Genomic DNA, 25,814 nt, shown 5'->3' with positions numbered 1-25,814 from the left:
GACAGGAGCCCCCCGATGACCACCGAGACCCCCAGGCAGTATGGCCGCGTGATGCTGAAGATCTCGGGCGAGGCGCTGATGGGCGACCAGGGCTATGGCCTGCACCCGCCCACCGTGTCCCGCATCGCCAACGAGGTCGAGGCTGTCCAGGCCATGGGTGTAGAGGTCTGCATGGTGATCGGCGGCGGCAACATCTTCCGTGGCCTGCAGGGCAGCGCCCAAGGGATGGAGCGGACCACTGCAGATTACATGGGCATGCTGGCCACCGTGATGAACGCGCTGGCGATGCAGTCCGCGCTTGAAGCAAAGGGCCTGCACTGCCGCGTCATCAGCGCCATCCGCATGGACGAGGTCTGCGAGCCCTACATCCGCCGCCGCGCCATCCGGCACCTGGAAAAGAAGCGGATCGTGATCTTCGCCGCCGGCACCGGCAACCCCTATTTCACGACCGACACGGCGGCGACGCTGCGCGCGTCCGAGATGAACTGCGAGGCGATCTTCAAGGGCACCAAGGTCGACGGCGTCTATGACAAGGACCCGGTCAAGTTCGCCGACGCCAAGCGCTATGGTGACGTCAGCTATGACGAGGTGCTGCAGAAGCACCTGGGCGTCATGGACGCCTCGGCCATTGCCCTGGCGCGCGACAACAAGCTGCCGATCATTGTCTTCTCGCTGGACCAGCTGGGTGGCTTCCGCACCATCCTGGAAGGTCGGGGGACCTATACCCGCGTCCACAACTGACGTTCTCCCCGTGGAACTCGCGGTGATCGGCCACTGGTCCCGTGGGTTGTGTCGACAGGCGGCAAGCCTTGGGCAAAGGCTTTGCCAACCTGCGACATAGTGGTTACAAGCAACGAAAATCCAAAGCAGAGGCAGTCCGACATGGCTGAGGACATCGAAATCGATATCGACGATCTGGAACGGCGCATGAAGGGCGCCATGGAAAGCCTGCGCTCGGAATTCGCAAGCCTGCGCACGGGCCGCGCCTCGGCCTCGATGATCGAGCCTGTGCAGGTCGAGGCCTATGGCCAGATGACGCCCGTCAACCAGCTGGGCACCGTCAACGTGCCCGAACCGCGGATGGTGACGATCAACGTCTGGGACAAGGCCATGGTCGGCAAGGTCGAGAAGGCCCTGCGGGAAAGCGGCCTGGGCATCAACCCGCAGTTGAACGGCACCATCATCATGCTGCCGATCCCCGAACTGAACGAGGAGCGTCGCCGTGAGCTGACCAAGGTCGCGGCGCAATATGCTGAAAGCGCCCGTGTCTCGATCCGGAACGTGCGCCGCGACGGCATGGACCAGGTCAAGAAGGGCAAGTCGAACGGCATGCCGGAGGATGACCAGAAGTTCTGGGAAACCGAGATCCAGTCCCTGACCGACCGGATGATCGCGTCGGTCGACGAGGCGCTGACGGCCAAGCAGGCCGAAATCATGCAGGTCTGACACCATCATGGAACTGGCGCAGGACGTAGGGGGCAAGATGGCGGGCGGCGCGGCGGGCGCACGGCCGCGCCACGTCGCCATCATCATGGACGGAAACGGCCGTTGGGCGACCGAGCGCGGCTGGCCGCGCCTTGTCGGCCATCGCCGCGGCGCCGAGCGCGTGAAGCAGATCGCCCGCGCCTGTCCGGATCTGGGCGTGGATTGGCTGACGATCTATGCCTTCTCGACCGAGAACTGGAAGCGGTCGACCGAGGAAGTCCTGGGTCTGATGAAAATCTTCCGCCGCTATATCCAGCACGAGGCTCAGGGTATGGCGGCCGAAGGCGTGCGCCTGCGCTTCATCGGCGGGCGCGACCGGCTGGACCGCAAGCTGCAGGACCTGATGGCCTCGATCGAGGCGCGGACGGCGGGCAACACGCGGCTGAACCTGACCGTGGCGATCAACTATGGCGGCCGGGACGAGTTGCTGCGGGCGTCGAACCGTCTGGCGGCGCGGATTGCCCAGGGCGATGTCACCGAGGCGACGCAGGCCGATCTCGAGGCTTGTCTCGACACCGCGGGCCATCCGGACCCGGACCTCGTGATCCGCACCTCGGGCGAGACGCGGACCTCGAACTTCCTGCCCTGGCAGGCGGCCTATGCGGAATACGAATTCACGCCGACGCTCTGGCCAGACTTCACGCCCGAACACCTGTCCCGCATTCTGGACCGCTTCGGCCTGCGCGACCGGCGCTTCGGAGGCGCATGACGGGCGCGACCGGCAAAGCGCCACCGCCGCCGTCCGGCCGATGGGCGGACCTGTCGCGCCGCGTCGCCTCGACGCTGGTTCTTCTGGCGATCGGCGTGCTGCTGGCGGTGGCGCAAGGCATCTGGCTGCGGCTGGGGATGGCCGTCATCTCGGCCATCACCTTCTGGGAACTGGCGGCGATGACCGGGTGGAAACATCCGGCGCGCCATGTCACCCTGTTCGGACGCAGCCGTCCCATCGCGCTGGCGTCGATCGCCGGCGTATCGCAGGCCCTGGCACTGACCGAGTTTCACCCCTTGGCCTGGACGGCGCTGCTGCTGCCGATCCTGCTGGGCCTGCCTGGCGCCGCCGCGCGTGACCGCGGTACCTATGCGATCTTCGGGACCGCGATCCTGCTGGTTGCCTATGGCCTCGTCGGTTTCCGCGAGACCTATGGCCTCAGCTTCGTTCTGTGGTTGATGGGGGTCATCATCATCTCGGACACGGCCGGCTATTTCTTCGGCCGCATTCTAGGCGGCCCCAAGTTCTGGCCGAAGCTCAGCCCGAAAAAGACGTGGTCCGGCACGGTCGCCGGATGGATCGGGACCTGTCTCTTCGGTGCGCTTCTCTCGCTGACCAATCACGGCGACATCGCGCTGGTCTGGGTCTCGCCACTGGTCTGCTTCGCGGGCCAGATGGGCGACATCGCGGAAAGCTGGCTGAAGCGGCGGGCAGGGGTCAAGGACAGTTCGAACCTGATCCCCGGCCACGGCGGCTTCATGGACCGGTTTGACGCAGTGACCGGCGCGGTTCTGGCGACCATGCTGATCGGCATCCTGACACAACTTCCCGTGGTGGGCTGACGGATGAGACGCATCTCGATCTTCGGGGCGACCGGTTCGGTCGGTATGAACGGCGTCGACCTCATCCGTCGCGGCGGTGGGGCGGATGCCTATCGCGTCGTGGCGCTGACCGGTGGCCGCAACATCGGCCGCCTGGCGCAGATGGCCCGAGAGCTGAGGGCCGAAGTCGCCGTTACCGCACATGACGATCTGCTGGACGACCTGCGGCAAGCCTTGGAAGGCAGCGGCGTCGAGGCGATGGCCGGAGAGACCGCTCTTAACGAAGCGGCTGCGCGTCCGGCCGACTGGACGCTGTCCGCGATCGTCGGTTCCGCGGGGCTGGCGCCCGGTCTGACCGCGCTGGCGCAAGGCGGAACCCTGGCCCTTGCCAACAAGGAGTCACTGGTCTGCGCGGGTGCGCTGCTGAGGCGTGCTGGTGCGAACTCGGGGGCAACCATCCTGCCAGTCGACAGCGAGCATTCTGCTATATTTCAAGCCCTTGGGGCAGAGAACCTAGAGTCTGTCAAGGATGTGACCATCACCGCCTCTGGCGGCGCGTTTCGTGACTGGCCGCTGGAGCGGCTGGCTGCCGCCACAGTGGCCGAGGCCTCGACCCATCCGAACTGGGCCATGGGGCAGCGCATCACCATCGACAGCGCATCAATGTTCAACAAGGCCATGGAAGTCATCGAAGCCAAAGAGTTTTTTGGCCTTGATGAAGACAGGATCAAGGTTCTGGTCCACCCAGAATCCATCATTCATGCAATGGTCACTCATGTCGACGGCGGCAGCATTGCGCATCTTGGGGCACCAGATATGCGCCACGCCATCGGTTATGCCTTGCACTGGCCCGAACGCCGGGCCCTGCCGGTGGCGCCGCTGGATCTGGCGGCGCTTGGAACGCTGACCTTCCGCGCCCCGGACGAGGTTCGCTGGCCCGCGCTGCGCCTCGCGCGCGAGGTCATGGCCGCCGGAGGCGCGGCCGGCGCGGTCTTCAACGCGGCCAAGGAGCAGGCGCTGGACGACTTCATCGCGGGCCGCATCCGGTTCACCCAGATGGCGCCGCGGGTCGAGGCGGTGCTCGAGACGCTGTCGGCCGAACCCGGCTTTTCGCAGGCGCCAGACGACCTGCCGACCGTCCTTCATTGGGACGCGCTTGCCAGACGAAAGGTCGCCGCATGACCGATTTTCTGGCACAGACTGCGGGTACGCTCTGGACGCTGGCATCCTTCGTCGTGGCGCTGGCGGTGATCGTGACCGTACACGAATACGGCCATTATATTGTCGGCCGGTGGTCCGGCATCCGGGCAGAGGTCTTCTCGATCGGTTTCGGGCCGCGGCTTGCGGCTCGACGCGACAGGCGCGGCACGGTCTGGCAGGTCGCGGCGCTGCCTTTGGGCGGCTATGTGCGCTTTCTGGGCGACGACAATGTCGCCAGCGCCGGGCCCGGACGCGCGGTCGATCCGGCGCTGCGACGGCAGACTTTGCAGGGTGCGCCGCTTTGGGCGCGGTCCTCAACGCTGCTGGCGGGGCCGGTCTTTAACTTCATCCTGTCGATTTTTGTCTTCGGCGGCTTTGCGCTGCTCCAGGGGCTGCCCACGACCGAAGTTCGCGTCGGAACTGTCATCAGCGCCCCGCCGGGGATCCAGAACCAGCTGCAGCCCGGCGACCGTATCCTGAGGGTCGGTGACGTCGCGGTCGAGACATGGTCGGATCTGGGCGCTGCGGGCGACGTCCTGGCCGTCGCCCCGCAGCAGCGCTGGCAAGTCGAACGCAACGGTGAGACCGTGACGGTGACAGGCCCCGACCCGATGCCTGCGCGCATCAGCGGCGTCGCGCCCCGCAGTGCTGCAGCCGATGCTGGCATCCGCGCGGGCGATGTGGTGCTGGCCATTGACGGCCGGCCGGTGACGCGCTTCACCCAGATGCGCGATGCCGTCGAGGAGGCGGGTGGCGATCCGCTGCAGCTGCGCCTGTGGCGCGAAGGCGCGGGCGAAGTCGATGTCACGCTGCGGCCCAAGCTGTCGGATCTTCCCGTCGAGGGCGGGTTCGAGCAGCGCTGGCTGATCGGTGTCACCGGGGGCGAGGGCTTTTTCACGCCGCAGACCCGCAGCGTGGGCCCGGTCGAGGCGCTGTCACTGGGCGCCGCGCAGACCTGGGGGATCATCGTGTCGTCGCTGACCGGGCTCTGGGCGATGATCTCCGGGCAGATCGGAACCTGCAACTTGGGCGGCGCGATCAGTATCGCTGAAAGCACCGGACAGGCGGCCAGCGCGGGCGGCGCGAACTTCCTGTGGTGGATCGCGGTCCTGTCGGCAGCCATCGGGTTCCTGAACCTGCTGCCGATCCCTGTTCTGGATGGCGGGCATCTTGTCTTCTACGCCTACGAGGCGATCAGCGGCCGCCCGCCCTCGGAAAAGGTGCTGGGCGTGCTGACCGCGGCGGGAATGGCTGCGGTGCTGTCACTGATGCTCTTCGGCCTGAGCAACGATCTTTTCTGCCCCTGACGACGATGCGGTTTTGACAGGCCGGGCCAGTTGGGGCTAGAGGAAAAGGCAAAACAAGACGCCCGGCACGGGCGGCAGGCATGAGGGGCTGCGATGACACGGAAACTCGGCAAGCGCGCGGTGGCGCTGATGACGGCCTTGGCAATCACTGTGCCCGCGGGCTTGGCGCCGGGGCCGGTCTTAGCCTTGGTCTTCAACGATATCCGCATTGAAGGCAACGCGCAGGTCGAGGACGGAACGATCCTGTCGGCCCTGAACCTGCCGCGCGGCCAGGACGTCAGCCCCGGAGAGGTGAACGACGCACTGCAACGCCTGCAGAACACCGGATTGTTCGAAACAGTCGAACTGATCCCCGAGGGCGGGCAGCTGGTGGTGCGCGTCAGCGAATATCCGATCGTCAACCAGATCAGCTTCGAGGGCAATCGCCGCGTCGACGACGCCCGCCTGGCCGAGATCGTCCAAAGCCGCGCCCGCCGCGTCTATCAGCCCAGCCAAGCGATCCAAGACGCGCAGACCATCGCCCAAGTCTACGCGGCCGAGGGGCGGCTGTCGGCCCGCGTCGATCCCCGGATCATTCGCCGCAGCGGCAACCGCGTCGACCTGGTCTTCGAGATCCGCGAAGGCGCGGTGACCGAGATCGAGCGCATCAGCTTTACCGGCAACCGGGCCTTTTCGGACCGCCGGCTGCGCGACGTGCTGCAGACCAAGCAGGCGGGCATCCTGCGGACCTTCATCCGCCGCGACACCTTCGCGCCCGAACGCATCCCGCTGGACGAACAGCTGCTGACCGATTTCTATCGCTCGCGCGGCTATGCCGATTTCCGCGTGCAGGCCGTCGCGCCCGAGATCGCGCGCGAACGCGACGCGTTCTTCATCACGTTCAACATCCAAGAAGGCCCGCGCTATCGCTTCGGCCGCGTTGATACGGTCTCCGAGATCCCGGGCGTGGATGCGTCGCTGTTCGCGGAGCAGAATCGTGTCCGCCGGGGCGCGGTCTACAATCCCTCGGACATTGACACCACCATCCGCCGGATGGAGACGGTGGCGATCCAGCAGGGGCTCGACTTCGTCAGCATCGAACCCCGCATCTCCCGCAACCCGTCGAGCCAGACGCTGGACCTGACCTTCGCCCTGACCCGAGGTGAGCGGATCTTCGTCGAGCGTATCGACATCGAGGGCAACACGACGACGCTGGACCAGGTGGTCCGCCGGCAGTTCAACACCGTCGAAGGCGACCCGTTCAACCCGCGCGAGATCCGCAACTCGGCCGAGCGTATTCGCGCACTGGGGTATTTCGCAGACGCTCAGGTTGAGACACGCCAGGGCAGCTCGCCGGACCAGGTCATCGTCGGCGTGGCGGTCGAGGAGCAGCCGACAGGCTCGCTGTCCTTCGGCGCGTCCTATGGCGTCAACTCGGGAGTTGGCCTGAACGCCTCGCTGACCGAGCGGAATTTCCTGGGCCGCGGCCAGACCCTTGGACTGCAGATCTCGACGGCAGATGGCGATCGCGCCGCCGGCATCAACTTCGTCGAGCCGTTCTTCCTCGGCCGCGACCTGCGCTTCGGCTTTGCCGCCAGCTACAACGAAACCGACGACCTGAACTCGGACTACGACACGCGGATCATCCGCATCCAGCCGTCGATCGAGTTTCCGGTGTCGGAAAACGGGCGGGTCGAACTGCGCTATCGCATCTCGGAAGAAAAGCTGGATAACGTCACCACCGACAGCTCGCTGCTGCTTCAGGAAGAGGCGGGGACACGTCTCACCTCGGCCATCGGCTATACCTACAACTGGGACTCGCGCCGCACGGGGCTGGACCCGCTGACCGCCTATCGCTTCCGCTTCGCGCAAGACTTCGCGGGCGCTGGCGGTGATACGAAGACGGTGACGACGACGGCACTGGCTGGCGTGGAAAGCACCGCCTGGCGCCAGAACGTGACCCTGCGCGGAGAAGTCGAGGCCGGGGCGATCTATACCTATGGTGACTATTCGACCTGGATTCTGGACCGCTTCCGCACCGGCAACCGCATCCGCGGGTTCGAGCCGAACGGCTATGGACCCCGCGACCTGGTGGCCGAGAACCAGGACGCCATCGGCGGCAACTATTACTGGGCGGCGCGGGCCGAGGCACAATTTCCGATCGGCCTGCCCGAGGAATACGGCATCCAGGGCGGGCTGTTCGCAGACGTGGGTTCTCTTTGGGGTCTGGACGACACCAGCTATGTCACGCCGGGCGGCGTGCCCGTCACGATCGATGACGACATGTATGTTCGCGCCGCGGTCGGGGCATCGATCTTCTGGACGACGCCCATCGGGCCGCTGCGTTTCAACTTCTCGCAGACCATCCGCAAGGAGGATTATGACGAGGAGCAGAACTTCGACCTGACCATCCAGACGACGTTCTGATGAGGTCGGCAGGGCGTCTTCTATCCGCCCTGGCGCTGGCCGGGGGCCTGGCCCTGCCGGCCGGCGCGCAGGAGCCTGCGCCCCTGCAGCCCCAGGTCCCGCAGGTCGAGTCCGCCCGGCCCGAGGTCGATCTGCCGAACAGCACCATTGCCGCCCCCGACGAGGTGGGGCCGCAACCCGCCGCACCAGTGCTGACGCTGGACCAGGACGCGCTTTACCTGTCATCCTCCTGGGGCCTGCGCGCCCAGTTCCGTCTTGAGGCCGAGGGGCAGGTCATCGCGGCCGAGAATGAGCGCCTGACAGAACTGCTTTCGACCGAGGAAGCCGCCCTGACCGCGCAGCGCGCCACGCTGCCGCCAGCCGAGTTCCGCCGCCTGGCCGAGGATTTCGACCGCCGCGCAACGCAGATACGCCGAGAGCGGGCGCAAGCGGTGCAGGCGCTGAATGCCTGGGCCGATGCCGACCGAGAGGCGTTCTTCCGTGCCGCCCTGCCGGTGATGGGCGAGGTGATGCAGGACCGCGGCGCGGTCGCGGTGCTGGATCGCCGGACGGTCTTCGTGTCACTGGACGCGATCGACATCACGAACGATCTGATCACCGCGCTCGACGCGGGGATCGGCGACGGCGAGGGTGCCGTGCCGATACCGCAGGCCGAACCCGCCGAGTCAGGGCAGACGGGCGATCCGATCGCTGATCAGGTCGAATAGGGCGTCGCGGTCAACGTCCCTGAGGAACAGGGCGTTGGCAGGCCGTCCGCTGACGCGCCACCAGTCGGCGACGGTCATGCCGGTGGTCCAGCGGCCTTCCGTCTCGATCTCGACGTTGATCTCGCGACCCTGGAACAAGTCAGGCTCTAGCAGCCACGCGATGGTGCAGGGGTCGTGCAGCGGGGCGCCGAGGCTGCCGTATTTGGCGGTGTCGAAGCGTTCGAAGAAGTCCGTCCAGCCTGCCACGGCCGGACCGCAACGGTTCGGGAGGTCGCGCATCCGGTCAACCCAGTCGCGGCTGGTCAGCGCCTTGTGCGTGACGTCCAGCGGCATGACGACCAGCGGCACGCCTGCGGCGAACACCTCGGCCGCGGCTTCGGGATCGACATGGATGTTGAACTCGGCCGCCGGGGTGATGTTGCCGACCTCGAAGTATGCTCCACCCATCAGGACAATTTGCTGCACGCGCGCGGCGATGTCCGGCGCCCGGCGGAACGCCATCGCGATGTTCGTCAGCGGGCCGATGGGCACCAGCGTGACTGTACCGGCGGGCTCTCGGCGTAGGGTCTCGATGATGAAGTCGACGCCGTCCTGCGGCTGCAAGGGCATTGTGGGATCGGGAAGGTCCGTGCCGTCGAGGCCGGTCTTGCCGTGGACATGCTCGGCCGTGACCAGGTCACGCACAAGGGGCCGGTCGCAGCCGGCGAAAACCGGAATGTCGGTCCGCCCGGCCAATTCGACGATCTTGCGGGTGTTCAAGCTGGTCAGCGACAGCGGCACGTTTCCGGCAACCGCGACGATCCCTAGGACCTCGATCTCGGGCGAGGCCAGCGCCAGCAGGATCGCCACCGCGTCGTCCTGACCCGGATCGGTGTCGATGATGATCTTGTGCGGCATGCGGGAAACTCCTTAGTTGGCGCGCAAATCAATGCTCCACGACAGAAAAAGGCGCAAGCCTTGCCTGCGCCTTCCCCTGCGTCACCTGATGCCGGGTCAGCCGTCGAAATTGACCCGCTCGATCAGGTCAAGCGCCTGCGGGCGCAGGTCCGAGATCTCGGTCAGCGGCAGGTCGTCCGGGGTGAACTCGCCCCAGCTGGCCACCAGTTCAGAGGCTTCGACGCCGTCCTTGACCGGGAATTCGTTGTTCGTCTCGGCATAGATGCGCTGCGCCTCGTCGCTGACCAGGAACTCCATCAGCTGCAGGGCGGCGTCGCGGTTCGGGGCCGAAGCGGTCATCCCCATGCCAGAAACGTTCACATGCGTGCCCCCGTCCTCAAAGGTCGGGAAGACGATGCGAACCGCGTCGGCCCACTGCTTCTGTTCGTCGTCCTTCAGCATGGCGCCCATGTAGTAGGTGTTGCCCAGGCTGATGTCGCATTCGCCAGCCCAGATCGACTTGACCTGATCGCGGTCGCCACCCTCGGGGCGCTTGGCCAGGTTCGACTTCAGACCTTCCAGCCAGGACAGGGTCTCTTCCTCGCCGTGATGGGCCAGATAGGCGGCGGTCAGCGCGACGTTGTAGTCGTTGGTGAAGCTGCGCGTGCAGATGCGACCTTTCCATTTCGGATCGGCCAGATCCTCATAGGTGGTCACCTCGCCGTCGGCTACGCGTTCTTTGCTGGCATAGACGATGCGGGCGCGGGTGGTCAGGCCAAACCACTGGTTCTGGTCGTCGCGCAGCCGCTCGGGGATCACGTCCAGAGCCTCGTCCTTGACGGCCTGCAGGACGCCGGCATCCTTCAGTTCGCCAAGCCGCGCAACGTCCACGGTCAGCACCAGATCCGCGGGCGAACGGTCGCCTTCGGCCTGAAGGCGTTCGACCATGCCCTTGTCAACGAAGGCGATGTTGACGGGAATCCCGGTCTCGGCCGTGAAGGCGTCGATCAGGGGCTGGATCAGTTCGGGCTGGCGGTGGGAATAGACGTTCACCTCTTGGGCAAGGGCGGGAACGGCAGTGCTGCCCAGAATCGAGGCAAGGATCAGATATCGCATGGAAAGTCCTCCTGTATCGCCGCGATTGATGAATTGTCCGACTGTAATTGTCAACCTCTACCACGCCCTGCGACGCATTGACCATCGCCGGGCCGCAGGCTAGGGCGCAGGCATGGCACGCGCACCCGTTCTGCAACTTTCCGACATCTCGCTGACCTATGGCGGCGATCCTGTTTTCGACGGCCTGTCGCTGACCGTCCAGCCCGGCGACCGCGTCGCGCTGGTCGGCCGCAACGGGTCCGGCAAATCGACGCTGATGAAGGTCATGGCCGGCCTGGTCGAGCCTGACCGGGGCGAGGTCGTGCTGTCGGCTGGTATCTCGACCGGTTACATGGAGCAGGACCCGGACCTTTCGGGCTATGAGACGCTTGGCGAATTCGCTCGCGACGGCCTGCCCGAGGGCGAGGGTTACCGTGTCGACATGGCCGCCGAAGGGCTGAAATTCGATCCCGTCCGGCCGGTTGCGACGGCCTCAGGTGGTGAGCGGCGGCGCGCGGCGCTGGCGCGGCTGCTGGCGCAGGCGCCGGAACTGATGCTGCTGGACGAGCCGACGAACCACCTGGACATCCAGGCCATCGGCTGGCTGGAGGAGCACCTGTCGCAGACTCGAGCGGCCTTCGTGCTGATCAGCCACGACCGCGCGTTCCTGCGCCGCCTGACGCGCGCCACGTTGTGGATCGACCGTGGCGAGGTGCGGCGGCAGGAGAGGGGCTTCGAGGGTTTCGAGGACTGGCGCGAGGCGACCTGGGCCGCCGAGGACGACGCCCGCCACAAGCTTGACCGCAAGATCAAGGCCGAGGCCCGTTGGGCCGTCGAAGGCATCAGCGCTCGCAGGAAGCGAAACCAGGGCCGCGTGCGCGCGCTGGCAGCGCTGCGCGCCGAACGCAGTTCGCAGATCCGCCGTCAGGGCACCGCAGCGATGGCATTGGACTCGGGCCCGCAGTCCGGCAAGAAGGTGATCGAGGCGCAGGGCATCGCCAAGACCTTCGGCGACCGGACGATCCTGCGGCCGTTCGATCTGCGCATCCAGCGCGGCGACCGCATCGCCTTCGTTGGTCCGAACGGCGCCGGCAAGACCACGCTGATCAAGATGCTGACCGGAGAGATCGCGCCGGACGAGGGGCGGGTGACTCTGGGCACCAATCTAGAGATCGCCGTTTTCGACCAGGCCCGAGCGGCCCTGAACCCCGACCAGAGCCTTTGGGAGTCGCTGACCGGTGACCCCGAGATGCGGGTTTCCGGGCGGGCGGATCAGGTGATGGTGCGCGGCACGCCCAAGCATGTCGTGGCCTATCTCAAGGACTTCCTGTTCGACGACGCGCAGGCCCGTGCACCCGTCCGCAGCCTTTCTGGTGGCGAAAAGGCGCGGTTGCTGCTGGCGCGGCTGATGGCCAAGCCGTCGAACCTGCTGGTGATGGACGAACCCACCAACGATCTGGACGTCGAGACGCTGGACCTGCTGCAGGACCTGTTGGGCGACTATGACGGCACGGTCCTGCTGGTCAGCCACGACCGGGATTTCATCGATCGCGTGGCCGACACGACGGTCGCGATGGAGGGGGACGGTCGCGCAACGGTCTATGCCGGCGGGTGGACGGACTATCAGGCGCAGCGCGGCGAGGACAGGCCCGAGACGGCGGCGCCCGGTCCCGCTCTGCGTCCCTCGGCGGCCCCTGCCGAAAAGTCCAAGCCCGCGCAGGCGGGATTGAGCTTTACCGAAAAGCACCGGCTGGAGGCGCTGCCCGGCGTCATCGAACGGCTGGAGGCCGAGATCGCCAAGCTGTCAGAGTTCCTGTCGGACCCGGACCTCTTCACGAAGGCTCCGGCCAAGTTCGAGAAGGCCAGCCTCGCCCTCTCCGACCGTCAGGCCGCTTTGGCGGATGCCGAGGAGGAGTGGCTGACGCTTGAGGAGAAGGCCGGCTGATCAGCGCGTCCCGCGCAGCCAGCGATGCGCGAACGCCAGCTTGTCGCGCACGGGCCCCGTCAGCACGAAAGGATAGAGGTCGCTGTTGTCCAGCGCCCTGTTGATGTCGTTGATCGCGATGGCGATCTCGGCCGCGACGGGCAGCAGGCGGGTGCAGTCGACCTCGTCATAGGGGCTGAAGTCGGCGGGGACGCCCGGCATCGACAGCCCGGCGCTGACGAAACTGTCGCTGAAATCCACCAGGTGCAGCAGGTGGGCCGAGGTCTCGGCCCAGTCCTCGTGCGGATGGGCGGTGGCATAGGCCGTGATGAAATCCTCGCCAGGGTCCTGCGGGTCGGCATAATGGCGCTTCAGCGCAGCGCCATAATCGGCGCGCTCGTCGCCGAAGATCTCGCGGAAGGCGGGCGGAAAGGCCGGATCGGCTGAAAGGCGGTCGAAGAGGAAATGCGACAGCTCGTGTCTGAAATGGCCCACCATAGAGCGGTAGTGTTCGCCGAGGTCACGCTGGCGCTGGAGCCGGATCAGCTCGTCCGCCTCGGTCACGTTGATGGTGATCTCTCCGGCGGCGTGACCCATGGTGATCTGCTGGCTGCGCCCTTCGGTCTGTTCCGACAGCATCAGGAACCGCGGCCGGCGCCCCGGATCGTCGCCGGTAAACCAGCCCCACCGCGCCAGGTTTGCCAGCACCCAACGCTTGGCGCGTTCGGCACGGGCCAGCAACTGCAGGTTGTCGCCGACATTCAGCACCGGCACGACCTCGGACATAGCGCAGGACGGGCAGAGAGCATCATCGAGCGGCGCGGCCCAGTTGCAGGCGATGCTGGCGCGATTGGCGCAGGCCGGGGCATTGGCTGTCATCCGCCCCGTCTGGGGGTCGAAGAACAACTGCGTCCCGCAGGCGCAGGTGAGGTTGTGGAAATAGGCGCGTGTCCCGCACATGGGGCAGTTGAAGCGTTGCATGGGACAGAGGGTCCTGTATTGCGTGGGGCCGCGGACTGACACAAGCCCGCGCCGGGCGGCCGGGTTCCGCACCCGCTTGACTTGCGGCGGACGATGCGCCATATGCCCCGGACCGGCCGGGCCTGCGCCCGTGGCCGGAATTTGTATTGAATGACATCCCGAACATGGGGTGCGCAGTCCGAAGGCGGGGCAACCCGGCAACATCTGCCGAAGGGCAGGGGCCGCAGGACGCGGTTTATGAAGGAAAGAAGCGATGTTCGCGGTTCTGAAAACTGGCGGCAAGCAGTACAAGGTGCAGGCGGGCGATGTCCTCCGCGTCGAAAAGCTGCAAGCCGCGGCTGGTGAAAAAGTCCAGTTCAACGACATTCTGATGGTCGGCTCGACCCTCGGTGCGCCGCTCGTCTCGGGCGCCTGCGTCCAAGCCGAGGTGATCGACCAGATCAAGGCCGACAAGGTGATCACCTATGTCAAGCGCCGCCGCAAGCACAGCTCTCAGCGGACCCGCGGCCACCGTCAGCAGCTGACGCTGCTGCGGGTGACGGACGTGCTGGACCAGGGTGCCGACAAGACCGGCGTGAAGGCCGCGGTCGGTGCACGTGCGAAACCGGCCGTCGAAGCCGCCGAAGCCTAAGGAGAACGACCCATGGCACACAAGAAAGCAGGCGGTTCCTCCCGCAACGGTCGCGATTCCGCCGGCCGCCGCCTTGGCGTGAAACTGTTCGGCGGCCAGGCCGCCGTCGCGGGCAACATCATCGTCCGTCAGCGCGGCACCACCTGGTGGCCGGGCACGAACGTCGGCATGGGCAAGGATCACACGCTGTTCGCGCTGACCGACGGTCATGTCACCTTCAAGAAGGGCCTCAAGGGGCGTACCTTCATTTCGGTGATTCCCGCCGGCCTTGAAGCCGCCGAGTAACCCAAGCGTAACATCTGGATGTTAAACGGGGGATCGGCGAAGGCCGGTCCCCCGTGCCGTTTTGATCGCATCATTTTGGACCAGTTTCCGGGGAGGGAACATGGTGATGTCTGCACCTATGAGGGAGGGAAGCCGTTTGGACGACCTCAAGCCCGTCGTCGAAGGGCTGCTGACGCAGCCTGTCATCCAGACGGAGCGCTTTACCCTGCGCCCCCTGCGTCCGTCGGATGCAGGCATGATTGCCCATTATACGGCCGACCGGCGCGTGGCCGAAGGCACTCGCGCCATACCGCACCCGCTGCCGCGCGGCGCGTCGGAAAGTTTCGTCGCCCGGGCCCTGGCGGCCGACCGGGCCGAGGATGTCTGGGCGATTGACGGGTCGAACAATAAGCTGGCCGAGCTTCTGGGTGTCGTGTCGCTGACCCGGATGGAGGGTGACCAGTCCGAGCTGGGTTTCTGGATCGGCGCGGGTTTCTGGAACACCGGCTTCGCGACCGAGGCTGTCGAGGCGCTGGCCGCGGCGAACCCGCACGGCGCACGGACCCTTTTTGCCGAAGCGTTCCAGGACAATCCCGGATCGGCACGGGTTCTGACCAACTGCGGTTTCGTCTATCTGGGCGACGCCGAAAGCTGGTCGGTTGCGCGTGGCGCGCGGGTGCCGACTTGGACCTATCTGCGCCGGATGGGCTGAGCGGCCATTCTTGCGCGAACTGCAAAAAGGGCGGCTTGCAATGCGTTGCTTCCGCCCTATTTGCAGATGATGACACAGACACTTCCGTTCTCGATCCTTGATCTGTCTCCGGTGCCCGAGGGGCAGACCGCCCAGGATGCGATCCGCAACACCATCAACCTCGCGCAGCACGCCGAGCGGTGGGGCTATCACAGGTTCTGGCTGGCCGAACATCACAACATGCCGGGCATTGCCAGCGCCGCCACGGCGGTGCTGATCGGTCTGGTGGCGCAGGCAACCGGCACGATCCGCGTCGGCGCGGGTGGCATCATGCTGCCGAACCACGCGCCGTTGACCGTGGCCGAAGCATTCGGGACGCTTGCAACAGCCTTTCCGGGGCGCATCGACCTTGGGCTGGGGCGGGCGCCAGGAGGTGACGGCGCGGTGATCCGCGCCCTGCGCCGCGACCCGATGGCCGACAGCTTCCCGCAGGATGTCGTGGAGCTTCTGGATTACCTGGGACCGGCGCGGCCGGGCGCGCCCGTCAGGGCGCTGCCGGGCGAAGATACCAATGTTCCGATCTGGATCCTGGGCAGCAGCCTGTTCGGTGCGCAGCTTGCTGCGCATCTGGGCCTGCCTTACGCCTTTGCCAGCCACTTCGCACCAGACGATCTTGAACAGGCGCTGAAGATCTATCGCGACCGGTTCAGGCCCTCGCCCTGGAATGACAGGCCTTACGCCATCTTGGCCGCAAATGTCTTTGCCGCCGAGGATGCCGAGGAGGCCGCGTATCTTCGTACGACAATGCAGCTGGCCTTCGCGCGGCTGCGGACGGGCATGCCCGGCAAGCTGCCGCGTCCGGTTCGCGACATCGACGCTGAGATCGGCGCGCCGATGCGGCAGGCAGTTGACCGCGCGCTGAGGATCAGCGCCGTCGGGGATGAAGCGCAGGTCCGCGAGCAGCTGGGTCGTCTGGTTGAGACCTATCAGCCGGACGAGTTGATCCTGACCGGGCAGATCCACGATCACGCCGCGCGCCTTCGCAGCTTCGAAATCGCGGCGAAAGCCGCGGGTGCTTTGAAGCTGTCGGAGGCCGCCTGAGGCTCAAGCAGCCATGGCGGTGATCGCCGGCTGCGGGGAGAGCCGTGCGAGCAGCACCAGCCGTCCCAAATGTGCGGTCGCATCGGTCAGGCTGGCAGTGTGGCAGCCAACCAGCGCATTTGCGGCCAGCCGGCGTGTCATCCTGCGCATTGAAGCCGTCTGGGGGATGTCGTGATGATAGCTGGCGAGGCGGACGCAGGTCATGAAGCCGTCCTCATCGCAGGCGATGGCTGCCCGCTGCCATAGCGCCAGCAGGGCATCGGGCGGCTTGGTCAGCATTACCAAACGGCCCTGCAGCCAGCGGCCGTGCGGCGTCGCGGCCGGCATCTCTGCGCCCCCGTTCAGCCACTGGCGCAGGTGCCGCGCTGCAATCGCGTCGCGAAAGCAGAGCGCGGCCAGGTGCGGTATTTCGGCGCTGGAAGGGCGTGGCGGCGACAGGCGCAGCAGCCAGTTTTCCCCGGTTGCGCAGGTCAGCAGGATGGCGGCATCCGCCGGCGCGGCCGGGCCGGCCAATCTGGATACCGCCCGGGCGGCTTCCTTCAAGGCCTGCTGCAGTGGGCGCGACGACAGCCATACCGGCCGTGCACCGCGCCAGCGGCGATACACGGCCATGTGCAGCGCCAGCACGACCGCAAGCGTTGGCAGCGCCGCGTCCGCAAATCCCTGGTCCCTGTCCGAAAAGCCAAGCCGGGGCGGGAACGACCCATCGGGCCGCTGCAGCTGGATCATGTCTGGCAGCATTCCTGACAGGTCATGATCCGGATCCAGAAGGCACAGGCACACCGCCAGTCCGGCCTGCGACTGCACGCAGTTCGTTCGTCGCGAGTGCTTGGCCATGTCCATAAACTGGTCGTAAATGACCCTGCCGGTCCGCGCCCCCAGCCGTGGCCGCCTTGCCCCGTGCTGGAAAAGCTGCATCACCTGTTCGGTGATGCGAATGACATGCGCGCCGTTACAGGGAAGCAGCGGCCGCGTCAGTGATGCTTCGACCTGATGCATCAGATCCGGGTCATCCGACAGCGCCAGCCGGAAGGCCAGCGGCAGGGTATCGTCGTCCGAAAGCTCCTCGATTGCAAGCTGCCACAGCGGATCGCTGCGCGCGACAAGAGCCCCGGCCAGCATCAGGTCGACCATCGCCTCGGCGCGGTCGCCAGCGATCACCCGTGCCGCGCCTGCCCTGACCAGCGCCGGCGTCAGGCGGCGCTGCACGATCACCTCCAGCGGAGAGATGCGGCCGCGCAGCCCCGTCAGGATGGCGGCGATCCGTCCGGCCCTGGCCAGCAGCCCAATGCCGGGATGATCGATCGGGCAGTCTGCGGGCAACTCCAGGATCTTCTGGCGCAGCCACTCGGTGCCGCGGTTCGCAAGCAGGCGCATCAACTGGTTGAGCGAGCCGTCCATTCTCTGCCCCGTCAGGTCGTTCCCCGGATCAAGACCGTCGGAACGGCACCGATCAAGCGGCGCTTGCAGACAATTCGACACGATGCAGGCTTCATCGCGGCAATTGCGCCGGGGCCGAAGGCGCGATAAAGCCCGGCGCATGAGCAACCGCCCTGAACTTCCGCCCGAAATCGCCCGCCGTCGGACCTTTGCGATCATCTCGCATCCGGACGCCGGCAAGACCACGCTGACCGAGAAATTCCTGCTGTATGGCGGCGCCATTCAGATGGCCGGACAGGTGCGTGCCAAGGGCGAGGCGCGGCGCACGCGGTCGGACTTCATGAAGATGGAGCAGGACCGCGGCATCTCTGTCTCGGCATCCGCAATGTCGTTCGATTTTGACGGACATCGCTTCAACCTGGTCGATACGCCGGGCCACAGCGACTTTTCCGAAGACACCTACCGCACCCTGACCGCGGTGGACGCGGCGATTATGGTCATCGACGGCGCCAAGGGCGTCGAAAGCCAGACCCGCAAGCTGTTCGAGGTCTGCCGCCTGCGCGACCTGCCGATCCTGACCTTCTGTAATAAGATGGATCGCGAAAGCCGCGACACGTTCGAGATCATCGACGAGATCCAAGAGAACCTGGCAATCGACGTGGCCCCGGCATCCTGGCCCATAGGGGTCGGGCGCGAGTTCATCGGCTGCTATGACATGTTGCACGACCGGCTTGAACTCATGGACCGCGCCGACCGCAACAAGGTCGCCGAGTCGATCAAGATCGCCGGTCTGGACGATCCGAAGCTGGAGGCGCATGTCCCGGCCGACCTTCTGGCGAAGCTGCGCGAAGAGGTCGAGATGGCGCGTGAGCTGCTGCCCGCCTTTGACCGCCGGTCCTTCCTGGAAGGGCACATGACGCCGATCTGGTTCGGCAGCGCGATCAACAGCTTCGGCGTGCAGGAGCTGATGAAGGGCATCGCGGAATACGGGCCGCCCCCGCAGCCGCAGAACAGTGCCGACCGCGAGATCTCGCCGGAAGAGACGCCGGTGACCGGTTTCGTCTTCAAGGTGCAGGCCAACATGGACCCCAAGCACCGCGACCGCGTGGCCTTCGTGCGCCTTGCCTCGGGGCACTTCGAGCGTGGGATGAAGATGGTTCATGTCCGCTCCAAGAAGCCGATGGCGGTATCGAACCCGGTCCTCTTCCTTGCCGCCGACCGCGAGTTGGCCGAGGAAGCCTGGGCCGGCGACATCATCGGCATCCCGAACCACGGCCAGTTGCGCATCGGTGACGCCCTGACAGAGGGCGAGGCGCTGCGCTTCACCGGCATTCCCAGTTTTGCCCCAGAGCTGCTGCAATCGGTGCGCGCGACCGACCCGATGAAGGCCAAGCACCTGGAGAAGGCGCTGATGCAGTTCGCCGAGGAGGGCGCAGCCAAGGTCTTCAAGCCGGTCATCGGCTCGGGCTTCATCGTCGGCGTCGTCGGTGCCCTGCAGTTCGAGGTTCTCGCCAGCCGGATCGAACTGGAATATGGCATCCCCGTGCGCTTCGAAGGCAGCCAGTTCACCTCGGCCCGCTGGGTGGCGGGACCCAAGGACAAGGTCGCGACCTTCGCCGAGGCCAACAAGGGCCACTTGGCCCACGACCACGACGGCGACCTGGTCTATCTGACGCGCCTGCAGTGGGACATCGACCGCATCGGTCGGGACCACCCCGACCTGAAGCTGACGGCGACGAAGGAGATGATGATCTAGGCTGCCTGTGACCGGATCGAGCGGCACTCCCGAGTGTCACAAGCATTTCCGCTTGCGCAGTCACAGCATCAGACCTGCCGGCTTCCGTTGTCAATCGCATGGGAGTCGGCAGGGAGCCGGTTCGGGGTCGGCGAACTGCTCTGCCGCACAGCTGACCGTCAACGCGGACCTTTGACATCGGAGTTTCAGACGGCAGCCTGTCGGTCGAAGGCGCTCGACAGGCTCGACGAAGGGGTGGCAGAGCGTTTTCGGCGGCACACCGGGAACGCGGACGTGGTGCTTCAGGCATTGGCTACGGAGAGAGGGATTGCGATCCGCGAGCGTCTGCATTCCGGTTACCGGCTCGGAATGGCGCGTCAGCCATGCGGGCCTGGAGTCGGGTGCCATCAACTGCGACCGGCGCGTCGGGCGCGGATCGTGGAACGGACGCACTTCGAAGGCATCACGGCCAACCCGCTGGCCCACCCGGCGCCGCAGGGCGATGCAGCGAACGCAACCATGTTGTTGGAACTTCTGCGGCCGGTCAGTGTATACGAAGCTGCGGCGGAAGAAGCCTGGTGATAGCCTTCGAGACGGGACCTCTCCGGTTTCGACTTTGAGGCTCAGCCCTCGGTCGACAAGGGGCAAGTGCGTGACCTTGCCACCTGACGCTTCATCGCGAACAGCGAGGCCGTGCTGCTGCTGAGCCCTACCGAAGTGGGCAAGACCCGCCTCGCTGTCGCAATCGGCCGGGAGGTGATCGTGGCGGGATACCGTGCTCTTCGTCCCGGCCATGACGTTGGGCGCCACCTTGGCCAAGGCGCATGCCGAGGGGAGGCCGGAGGAGAAGCCGGTGCATTTCGCCAAGCCGAAGCTGCTCATTATTGACGAAGTTGGCTATCTGCGGATGCGACACATCTCTTCTTCCAGACCGTCAGGCGCCGTCATAAACGCCGCGCACTGTTCGTCACCTCGAACAGGTCTATCGGCAAATGGGGCGGCATCTTCGGCAACGCAGTCGTCGCCACTGTGATCCTCGACCGGATGTTCCACCACAGCCACGTCATCACCATCCAAGGCAAGAGCTACCGGTTGCCCGAGAAGCGCCGGAGCCGCCTTCTGCAAAAGGCCGCTCCGGCGCACCCTGCCATTACCCATCACACAGAAAGGGTCTTACTGCCGCAAGGAGATCATTTCCTGATATCGCTGGACACGGGAACGCAGCCTTCTGGCGGAGCACGTCCGGACGCTACAACCGGTCACCGAGGCTCTGGACAAGCCAGGGGGAAATCAGACAGATCGCCCCGACCATGGGAATGATCCCGAGAGTGTGCTGGAACGATGCCAGATTTTCCCGACCTGTGGCTGATGCGGCATGGTGAAACGGTGTGGAACCGCGACGGGCGGCTGCATGGTGGGCTGGATGCGCCCCTGACCGCACTGGGCAAACGGCAGGCGGGATGGCAGGCGGACCTTGTGTGTGGCTGCCTGAGCGAGCGCTTCTCCAGCCCACAGGGCCGCGCCATCGAGACCGCCCGCAGGGTCTTCGGAGGGCAGGGCTTCGCGCTGGATGCGGATCTTTCGGAGGTCGGCATCGGCAGCTTCGCCGGGCGCCTGCTGGACGACCTGCGCCGCGAGGCACCTGCCGCCTTCGAGGGGCCGCCGCTGTCCTGGTACGACCGCTGCCCTGGCGGCGAGGGCCTGCACGCGCTCGAGCGGCGCTGCCGCGGCTTCCTGGAACGGCTCGACGGGCCTGCGCTGATCGTGACGCATGGGATCACGCTGCGAATGCTGCGGCTGCTGGCGCTTGGCCAGTCCCGCGAGCGGCTTGCCGAGGGCGATATGCGGCAAGGGGTGGTCTACCGGATCAGCGGTGGCGCGTGCGCGGTGCTGCGGCATCACGAAGACCCGCGCTGATCCCGATTTCGGCTTGCCATTTTCGCGCCTCCGCTGTTCTATGCAGCCGTCCGGGTGACGCCCGAGACATGGCCCGTTAGCTCAGTGGTAGAGCGTCCCGTTTACACCGGGCCGGTCGGGAGTTCGAATCTCTCACGGGCCACCATCGGCTTTCGCCGGCTTCTCGGTTGACCCGGAAGGCTGCGCTTCCCAACTATCAGGCAACGGCGGCGCGTCCCGCGAGGCACGCCCGGCGCGGCGGGACATCTGCCGTCCCATGTAAACTTGGATTGGTAATGTCGCGTATTCTCTCTTCTTCGACGCTCGTGTTCCTTGCGATCCTGGGCTTCCTCGCGTTCTGGATCGGCGGCGGCATGCTGAACCGGCAGCCGCCCGAACAGGCCGAGCCGATTGAAGTCCAGGTCCCGGAGGTTGCGGCAAGCCTGGCCGAGGCCGAGGTGATCCGGCCGCGGACGGTGCTGTTCGGCAACATCGTACCTAACCAGACCTCGATCCTGCGCGCGCGAACCGGGGGCATCGTCGAAGAAGTCGTGCGCCAGGGCGTCGAGGTCGAGGCGGGCGAACAGCTGGCCCGCCTGTCGGCCGATGACCGGGAAGCCTCGGTGGCGCGGGCCGAGGCCGAGTTGCGTTCGGCCGAGCGCGATTATGAAGCGGCACGCCAGTTGCAGGAGCGTGGCGTCACCTCCGAGGCCGAACTGCAGGAGCGCTTCGCCGCGCTAGAGGCCGCGCGCGCCGGCGTCCGCGCCGCGGAGCTGGAACTGCAGAATACCCTGCTGATGGCGCCGATCACCGGCACGGTCAGCGACGTGATCGCCGAGATCGGCAGTTTCGTGCAGCCGGGCGGAGAGGTTCTGGAGATCGTCAACATCGACCCGCTGATCGCCGAGGTCGAAGTGCGCCAGAACGAGATCTCCTCGGTTCATCTGGGCCAGAGGGCGCAAGTGATCTTCCAGGGCGGCCGAGAAGCCGAGGCCGAGGTCACTTTCATCGCACCAGTCGCCACCGCCGAGACGCGGACCTTCAAGGTCGAACTGGAGATCGCGAACCCGGACGAGGCAATCCCCGCCGGCCTCAGCGCCGAGATCGCCTTGCCGATGGACGAGGTGAACGCGCACCGCATCTCTCCGGCGCTGATCCGGCTGGACGACGCGGGGCGGATCGGCGTCTTTACCGTCGCCGAGGATGGCGAGACGCTGCGCTTCCAGCCAGTCGAGATCGTCCAGGCCAAGGCCGAGGCGCTGTGGGTGACAGGCCTTCCGCCCGAGGCGCAGATCGTGACGATCTCGCAGGGTGCGCTGCAGGATGGCCAGAAAGCCCGCATCAGTGAGACGCCCGAGACATATCGCGGTGTGCTGGGCGACGCGCCCCGAGGTTCCGACATCCCCGATCCTGACAGCGCCGCGGCGCTTCTTGGCGCGGCCAATGCCGGCGAAATCGCCTCGCCTCAGATCGAGTGAAGTCACGATGGACGCGTTGATCGCCGCCGCATTCTCCCGCGCTCGCACCATCGTTCTGACGATGGTGGCGCTGATCATGTCGGGGGCGCTGGCCTATGTCACGATCCCCAAGGAGTCGATGCCCGAGGTCGATATTCCGATTTTCATCGTCAACGTCACCTATAGCGGCGTCAGCGCCGAGGACGCGGCAACCCTGTTGGCCGAGCCGATCGAGCGGCAGGTCAATGCCCTGGAAGGGCTGCGCCGGATGGAGACGGTCGCCAGCGAAGGCTTCGCATCCGTCACGCTGGAATTCGAGCCGGGCTTCGACCAGGACAGCGCGCTGCAGTCGGTCAAGGATGCCGTCGACGACGCTGAACCCGACATTCCGCCCGAGGCCGACGGTCCCTTCGTGCGCGAAATCGACATGTCGACCTTTCCGATCCTGACCGTCGCCCTGTCCGGCCAGGTCCCCGAGCGCGATCTGATCCGCCTCGGCCGCGACCTGAGCGACGAGATCGAGACCGTCAGCGGCGTCCTGCAGGCCGACCTGACGGGCGAGCGCGAGGACCAACTCGAGATCCTGATCGACCCGCTGCTGATGGAGACCTATGGCATCTCGCCCACCCAGCTGACGCAGGCGGTGCAGGCCAACAACCAGCTGATCGCGGTTGGGTCATTCGACTCCGGGGCAGGGCGCATTGGCGTGTCGATTCCCGGCACAGTCGTGCAGCTGGACGAGGTCCTGTCCATCCCCGTTCTGGTCGACGGGCCGACGGTGCTGCGTGTCCGCGACCTGGCCCAGGTGCGCCAGACTTTCGAGGACCCGATCAGCTTCGCCCGCATCGACGGCCAGCCGGCGCTGGCCATCGACGTGCGCAAGTCGGCAGGCGCCAACATCATCGACACGGTCGAGGCGGTCCGCGACATCGTCGAAGAGGCGCGCATCGACTGGCCCGACCAGGTCGACGTGGTCTTCATGAACGACCAGTCCGAGGAGATGCGCGACCTTCTGTCCGACCTGCAGAACAATGTCATCGCCGCCGTGGTGCTGGTCATGCTGGTAACCGTGCTGTTTTTGGGCGTCCGGGCGTCGCTGCTGGTGGCGGTCGCCATTCCGGGATCTTTCCTGGGCGGCATCCTGATCATCTGGGCGCTTGGCTTCACGCTGAACGTGATCGTCCTTTTCGCGCTGATCCTGGTGGTCGGCATGCTGGTCGACGGCGCCATCGTCGTGGTCGAGCTGGGCGAACGACTGATCGCGCAGGGCAAGTCCAAGCGCACCGCCTTCCGCATGGCGGCGCAGCGGATGGCCTGGCCGATCATCGCCTCGACCGCCACGACGCTGGCGGTGTTCTTCCCGCTGCTGTTCTGGCCGGGGCTGGCGGGACAGTTCATGTTCTATCTTCCGGCGACGATGATCGCCACGCTGTCGATGTCGTTGCTGATGGCGCTGATCTTCGTCCCCGTCACAGGAACCATGCTGGGCGGTGGGCAGGACCTGTCGCCGGAAGAGGACGACGGTGACGTTCCGTCCTTCATGAACCGGTTTTCCGGCTGGACGATCAGGCGGCCCGGCACGACCTTGGGGCTGGCGATCCTGGGAATCCTGATCGTCTTCTATGCCTATGGGCAGCTGGGCCGCGGGGTGGATTTCTTTCCCGAGACCGATGCCGAACGCGCGCAGGTCCAGATCACGGCGAACGGCAACCTGTCGGTGCAGGAAAGCGACCAGCTGGTCCGCCTGGTCGAGAACCGCCTGTTGGGCTTTGAAGGGATCGAGCGGCTTTACGCCCGCACCATCGGCTCGGTCGAGGAACGAGTGCGGTCCAGCCTGTCCAGCGATGTCATTGGCCAGATCCAGGTCGAGTTCACCGACTGGCGCACCCGAATCCGCTCGCCCGAGCTGATCGAGAAGATGCGCGCCGCCGCCAGCGAGGTGCCGGGCATCGGCATCCAGGTTGAGGCGGCGGCATCGGGACCCGCCGCCTCGCGCCCCGTTCAAATCGAGGTGTCGGCCGACACGCGCCCCGCACTTCAGCAGGCGGCCACCACGGTCGAGCGGCTGATGGAGGAGCAGGGCAGCTTCGTCGACATCGTCAACGACACGCCCCGCCCGAACCCCGAGATCCGACTAGTGGTCGATCGCGAGGAGGCCGCCCGTTACGGCGTCGACATGAACACGATCGGCACCGCCGTGCAGCTTTTGACCAACGGCGTCGTCTTGGGCACCTATTTGCCGGACTTTGCCGAGGACGAGGTCGACATCGTCCTGCGCTATCCGGCCGAGCAGCGGAACCTCGAGAATCTCGCGTCACTGCGGGTGACGACGCAGTCAGGGCTGCAGGTTCCCATCTCGAACGTGGTGCAGATCGTGCCCGCGCCCGCACCGGCGGCGATCACCCGCATCGGCGGGCGCGAGACGCAGACCCTGACCGCTGACCTCGCCCCCGGCACGACCCTTCAGGCCGAGCTGGACCGCATCGACGCGGCCATTGCCCAGGCCGATCTTCCCGACGGCGTCGAAATCGAGTTCGGCGGCGAGATCGAGGACCAGGAGGAGGCGATGACCTTCCTGATGGGCGCCTTCGTGGCCGCCATCTTCCTGATGTTCACGATCCTGCTGATCCAGATGAACAGCTTCTACCAGGCGTTCCTGGTCCTGACCGCGATCATCTTCTCGATCGCCGGAGTCTTCCTGGGCCTGATGATCCGGCAAGAGGCGTTCTCGATCGTCATGAGCGGGATCGGCATCATGGCGCTGGCGGGCGTGGTCGTGAACAATAACATCGTGCTGATCGACGCCTATAACGAACACCGCGCCGCCGGCTTGGACCCCGACCGCGCCGCCCGCCGCGCGGCTGCCGAGCGTTTCCGGCCAGTGATCCTGACGGCGTCGACCACGGTGATCGGCCTGCTGCCGATGGTGATGGGCATGACCATCGACTTTGTCGGGCGCGACCTGTTCTTCGGCGCGCCGTCGGGGCAGTTCTGGATCCAGCTGTCTACTGGCATTGCGGGCGGTCTGGTGGTCGCTACGGTCGTCACGCTGCTGCTGACGCCGACGCTTCTGGCCTGGGATGGGCGGCGGCGGTTGCGTCGCGCCGACAAGCGGCAAAGGGTGGCGCAGCCCGCCGAATGACGGGCC

Annotated in this window: 20 protein-coding genes, 1 tRNA gene and 2 pseudogenes; 19 read left to right on the top strand and 4 right to left on the bottom strand. The window is 66.1% G+C overall.

All coding sequences use genetic code 11. The annotated features are described in order from the left end of the window. Nucleotides 1-15: 15 nt before the first annotated feature. From pyrH to OC184_RS10100, 8 genes are all read left to right on the top strand, one after another. Entirely contained in the window at nt 16-741 is a 726-nt protein-coding gene (pyrH, locus tag OC184_RS10135) for a UMP kinase (protein ID WP_265507080.1), read from the top strand. Between the two features lie 141 nt (nt 742-882). Continuing rightward, nucleotides 883-1,446, top strand: coding sequence for a ribosome recycling factor (gene frr, locus OC184_RS10130; RefSeq protein WP_265507079.1), 564 nt, complete (start codon nt 883-885; stop codon nt 1,444-1,446). A gap of 7 nt (nt 1,447-1,453) precedes the next feature. Beyond that, nucleotides 1,454-2,194, top strand: coding sequence for a polyprenyl diphosphate synthase (gene uppS / locus OC184_RS10125; RefSeq protein ID WP_378927310.1), 741 nt, complete (start codon nt 1,454-1,456; stop codon nt 2,192-2,194). Further along, nucleotides 2,191-3,036 carry a phosphatidate cytidylyltransferase gene (locus OC184_RS10120; RefSeq protein WP_265507078.1) on the top strand — a complete coding sequence of 282 codons (846 nt, stop codon included), beginning with the start codon at nt 2,191-2,193 and terminating at the stop codon, nt 3,034-3,036. Before uppS ends, OC184_RS10120 begins: the two co-directional genes overlap by 4 nt. Nucleotides 3,037-3,039: 3 nt before the next feature. Beyond that, nucleotides 3,040-4,197: a 1-deoxy-D-xylulose-5-phosphate reductoisomerase gene (gene dxr, locus OC184_RS10115; protein WP_265507077.1), complete on the top strand. Its 1,158-nt coding sequence runs from the start codon at nt 3,040-3,042 to the stop codon at nt 4,195-4,197. Next, nucleotides 4,194-5,522 carry an RIP metalloprotease RseP gene (gene rseP / locus OC184_RS10110; protein ID WP_265507076.1) on the top strand — a complete coding sequence of 443 codons (1,329 nt, stop codon included), beginning with the start codon at nt 4,194-4,196 and terminating at the stop codon, nt 5,520-5,522. Before dxr ends, rseP begins: the two co-directional genes overlap by 4 nt. Before the next feature lie 93 nt (nt 5,523-5,615). Beyond that, on the top strand, nt 5,616-7,928 hold the full coding sequence (gene bamA, locus OC184_RS10105; RefSeq protein ID WP_265507075.1) for an outer membrane protein assembly factor BamA: 2,313 nt from the start codon (nt 5,616-5,618) through the stop codon (nt 7,926-7,928). Next, on the top strand, nt 7,928-8,635 hold the full coding sequence (locus tag OC184_RS10100; RefSeq protein ID WP_265507074.1) for an OmpH family outer membrane protein: 708 nt from the start codon (nt 7,928-7,930) through the stop codon (nt 8,633-8,635). Before bamA ends, OC184_RS10100 begins: the two co-directional genes overlap by 1 nt. On the opposite strand, the gene OC184_RS10095 is transcribed toward OC184_RS10100, so the two are convergent. Both OC184_RS10095 and OC184_RS10090 read right to left on the bottom strand, forming a co-directional pair. After that, nucleotides 8,594-9,532, bottom strand: coding sequence for a nucleoside hydrolase (locus OC184_RS10095; RefSeq protein ID WP_265507073.1), 939 nt, complete (start codon nt 9,530-9,532; stop codon nt 8,594-8,596). The two genes, OC184_RS10100 and OC184_RS10095, sit on opposite strands and share 42 nt — an antisense overlap. Before the next feature lie 96 nt (nt 9,533-9,628). After that, a complete protein-coding gene (locus OC184_RS10090; protein ID WP_265507072.1) occupies nt 9,629-10,627 on the bottom strand; it encodes a Fe(3+) ABC transporter substrate-binding protein in 999 nt (332 codons plus the stop codon). A 112-nt stretch (nt 10,628-10,739) separates the two neighbouring features. On the opposite strand from OC184_RS10090, the gene OC184_RS10085 reads away from it, so the two are divergent. Further along, entirely contained in the window at nt 10,740-12,551 is a 1,812-nt protein-coding gene (locus OC184_RS10085; protein ID WP_265507071.1) for an ABC-F family ATP-binding cassette domain-containing protein, read from the top strand. Here the strand turns inward: OC184_RS10085 and OC184_RS10080 are convergent, their stop codons facing one another. Then, complete coding sequence (locus OC184_RS10080; RefSeq protein WP_265507070.1) at nt 12,552-13,511, bottom strand: zinc-binding metallopeptidase family protein; 960 nt, start codon at nt 13,509-13,511, stop codon at nt 12,552-12,554. Between the two features lie 253 nt (nt 13,512-13,764). Here OC184_RS10080 and rplU point away from each other — a divergent pair. The 4 genes and pseudogenes from rplU to OC184_RS10060 all read left to right on the top strand — a co-directional run. After that, a pseudogene (gene rplU, locus OC184_RS10075) lies at nt 13,765-14,139 on the top strand (50S ribosomal protein L21); the annotation flags it as partial. A gap of 15 nt (nt 14,140-14,154) precedes the next feature. After that, the gene (rpmA, locus tag OC184_RS10070; RefSeq protein WP_265507068.1) at nt 14,155-14,427 is read left to right on the top strand and encodes a 50S ribosomal protein L27; all 273 of its coding nucleotides are present in this window, start codon (nt 14,155-14,157) and stop codon (nt 14,425-14,427) included. A 118-nt stretch (nt 14,428-14,545) separates the two neighbouring features. Continuing rightward, nucleotides 14,546-15,118 carry a GNAT family N-acetyltransferase gene (locus OC184_RS10065; RefSeq protein ID WP_378927305.1) on the top strand — a complete coding sequence of 191 codons (573 nt, stop codon included), beginning with the start codon at nt 14,546-14,548 and terminating at the stop codon, nt 15,116-15,118. Between the two features lie 69 nt (nt 15,119-15,187). Further along, nucleotides 15,188-16,198 carry an LLM class flavin-dependent oxidoreductase gene (locus tag OC184_RS10060; protein ID WP_265507066.1) on the top strand — a complete coding sequence of 337 codons (1,011 nt, stop codon included), beginning with the start codon at nt 15,188-15,190 and terminating at the stop codon, nt 16,196-16,198. Nucleotides 16,199-16,201: 3 nt separating this feature from the next. On the opposite strand, the gene OC184_RS10055 is transcribed toward OC184_RS10060, so the two are convergent. After that, a complete protein-coding gene (locus OC184_RS10055) occupies nt 16,202-17,599 on the bottom strand; it encodes a hypothetical protein (RefSeq protein WP_265507065.1) in 1,398 nt (465 codons plus the stop codon). 139 nt (nt 17,600-17,738) lie between these two features. Between OC184_RS10055 and OC184_RS10050 the strand changes: the two genes are divergently transcribed. The 6 genes and pseudogenes from OC184_RS10050 (at nt 17,739) to OC184_RS10025 (ending at nt 25,808) form a co-directional block, all read left to right on the top strand. Then, a complete protein-coding gene (locus OC184_RS10050; protein ID WP_265507064.1) occupies nt 17,739-19,334 on the top strand; it encodes a peptide chain release factor 3 in 1,596 nt (531 codons plus the stop codon). A 672-nt stretch (nt 19,335-20,006) separates the two neighbouring features. After that, nucleotides 20,007-20,633, top strand: a pseudogene (locus tag OC184_RS20475) (ATP-binding protein). A 21-nt stretch (nt 20,634-20,654) separates the two neighbouring features. Beyond that, complete coding sequence (locus OC184_RS10040) at nt 20,655-21,230, top strand: histidine phosphatase family protein (protein WP_265507063.1); 576 nt, start codon at nt 20,655-20,657, stop codon at nt 21,228-21,230. Nucleotides 21,231-21,300: 70 nt separating this feature from the next. Then, nucleotides 21,301-21,375, top strand: a tRNA-Val gene (locus OC184_RS10035). Between the two features lie 130 nt (nt 21,376-21,505). After that, nucleotides 21,506-22,687, top strand: a complete 1,182-nt coding sequence (locus tag OC184_RS10030) for an efflux RND transporter periplasmic adaptor subunit (RefSeq protein WP_265507062.1) — start codon at nt 21,506-21,508, stop codon at nt 22,685-22,687. Between the two features lie 7 nt (nt 22,688-22,694). Beyond that, on the top strand, nt 22,695-25,808 hold the full coding sequence (locus OC184_RS10025) for an efflux RND transporter permease subunit (RefSeq protein ID WP_265507061.1): 3,114 nt from the start codon (nt 22,695-22,697) through the stop codon (nt 25,806-25,808). The last annotated feature ends 6 nt before the right edge of the window (nt 25,809-25,814 follow it).

This window comes from Paracoccus rhizosphaerae, from assembly GCF_026162645.1.
Lineage (GTDB): Bacteria > Pseudomonadota > Alphaproteobacteria > Rhodobacterales > Rhodobacteraceae > Paracoccus > Paracoccus rhizosphaerae.
Note: the sequence above shows the minus strand (reverse complement) of the source record. Positions and strands in the feature narration are given on the sequence as shown.

What these genes read in the sequence shown, in the direction of transcription:
- pyrH (WP_265507080.1), top strand. Translation starts at nt 16, where the DNA reads ATGACCACCGAGACCCCCAGGCAGTATGGCCGCGTGATGCTGAAGATC.
- frr (WP_265507079.1), top strand. Translation starts at nt 883, where the DNA reads ATGGCTGAGGACATCGAAATCGATATCGACGATCTGGAACGGCGCATG.
- uppS (WP_378927310.1), top strand. Translation starts at nt 1,454, where the DNA reads ATGGAACTGGCGCAGGACGTAGGGGGCAAGATGGCGGGCGGCGCGGCG.
- OC184_RS10120 (WP_265507078.1), top strand. Translation starts at nt 2,191, where the DNA reads ATGACGGGCGCGACCGGCAAAGCGCCACCGCCGCCGTCCGGCCGATGG.
- dxr (WP_265507077.1), top strand. Translation starts at nt 3,040, where the DNA reads ATGAGACGCATCTCGATCTTCGGGGCGACCGGTTCGGTCGGTATGAAC.
- rseP (WP_265507076.1), top strand. Translation starts at nt 4,194, where the DNA reads ATGACCGATTTTCTGGCACAGACTGCGGGTACGCTCTGGACGCTGGCA.
- bamA (WP_265507075.1), top strand. Translation starts at nt 5,616, where the DNA reads ATGACACGGAAACTCGGCAAGCGCGCGGTGGCGCTGATGACGGCCTTG.
- OC184_RS10100 (WP_265507074.1), top strand. Translation starts at nt 7,928, where the DNA reads ATGAGGTCGGCAGGGCGTCTTCTATCCGCCCTGGCGCTGGCCGGGGGC.
- OC184_RS10095 (WP_265507073.1), bottom strand. Translation starts at nt 9,532, where the DNA reads ATGCCGCACAAGATCATCATCGACACCGATCCGGGTCAGGACGACGCG.
- OC184_RS10090 (WP_265507072.1), bottom strand. Translation starts at nt 10,627, where the DNA reads ATGCGATATCTGATCCTTGCCTCGATTCTGGGCAGCACTGCCGTTCCC.
- OC184_RS10085 (WP_265507071.1), top strand. Translation starts at nt 10,740, where the DNA reads ATGGCACGCGCACCCGTTCTGCAACTTTCCGACATCTCGCTGACCTAT.
- OC184_RS10080 (WP_265507070.1), bottom strand. Translation starts at nt 13,511, where the DNA reads ATGCAACGCTTCAACTGCCCCATGTGCGGGACACGCGCCTATTTCCAC.
- rpmA (WP_265507068.1), top strand. Translation starts at nt 14,155, where the DNA reads ATGGCACACAAGAAAGCAGGCGGTTCCTCCCGCAACGGTCGCGATTCC.
- OC184_RS10065 (WP_378927305.1), top strand. Translation starts at nt 14,546, where the DNA reads ATGAGGGAGGGAAGCCGTTTGGACGACCTCAAGCCCGTCGTCGAAGGG.
- OC184_RS10060 (WP_265507066.1), top strand. Translation starts at nt 15,188, where the DNA reads ATGACACAGACACTTCCGTTCTCGATCCTTGATCTGTCTCCGGTGCCC.
- OC184_RS10055 (WP_265507065.1), bottom strand. Translation starts at nt 17,599, where the DNA reads ATGGACGGCTCGCTCAACCAGTTGATGCGCCTGCTTGCGAACCGCGGC.
- OC184_RS10050 (WP_265507064.1), top strand. Translation starts at nt 17,739, where the DNA reads ATGAGCAACCGCCCTGAACTTCCGCCCGAAATCGCCCGCCGTCGGACC.
- OC184_RS10040 (WP_265507063.1), top strand. Translation starts at nt 20,655, where the DNA reads ATGCCAGATTTTCCCGACCTGTGGCTGATGCGGCATGGTGAAACGGTG.
- OC184_RS10030 (WP_265507062.1), top strand. Translation starts at nt 21,506, where the DNA reads ATGTCGCGTATTCTCTCTTCTTCGACGCTCGTGTTCCTTGCGATCCTG.
- OC184_RS10025 (WP_265507061.1), top strand. Translation starts at nt 22,695, where the DNA reads ATGGACGCGTTGATCGCCGCCGCATTCTCCCGCGCTCGCACCATCGTT.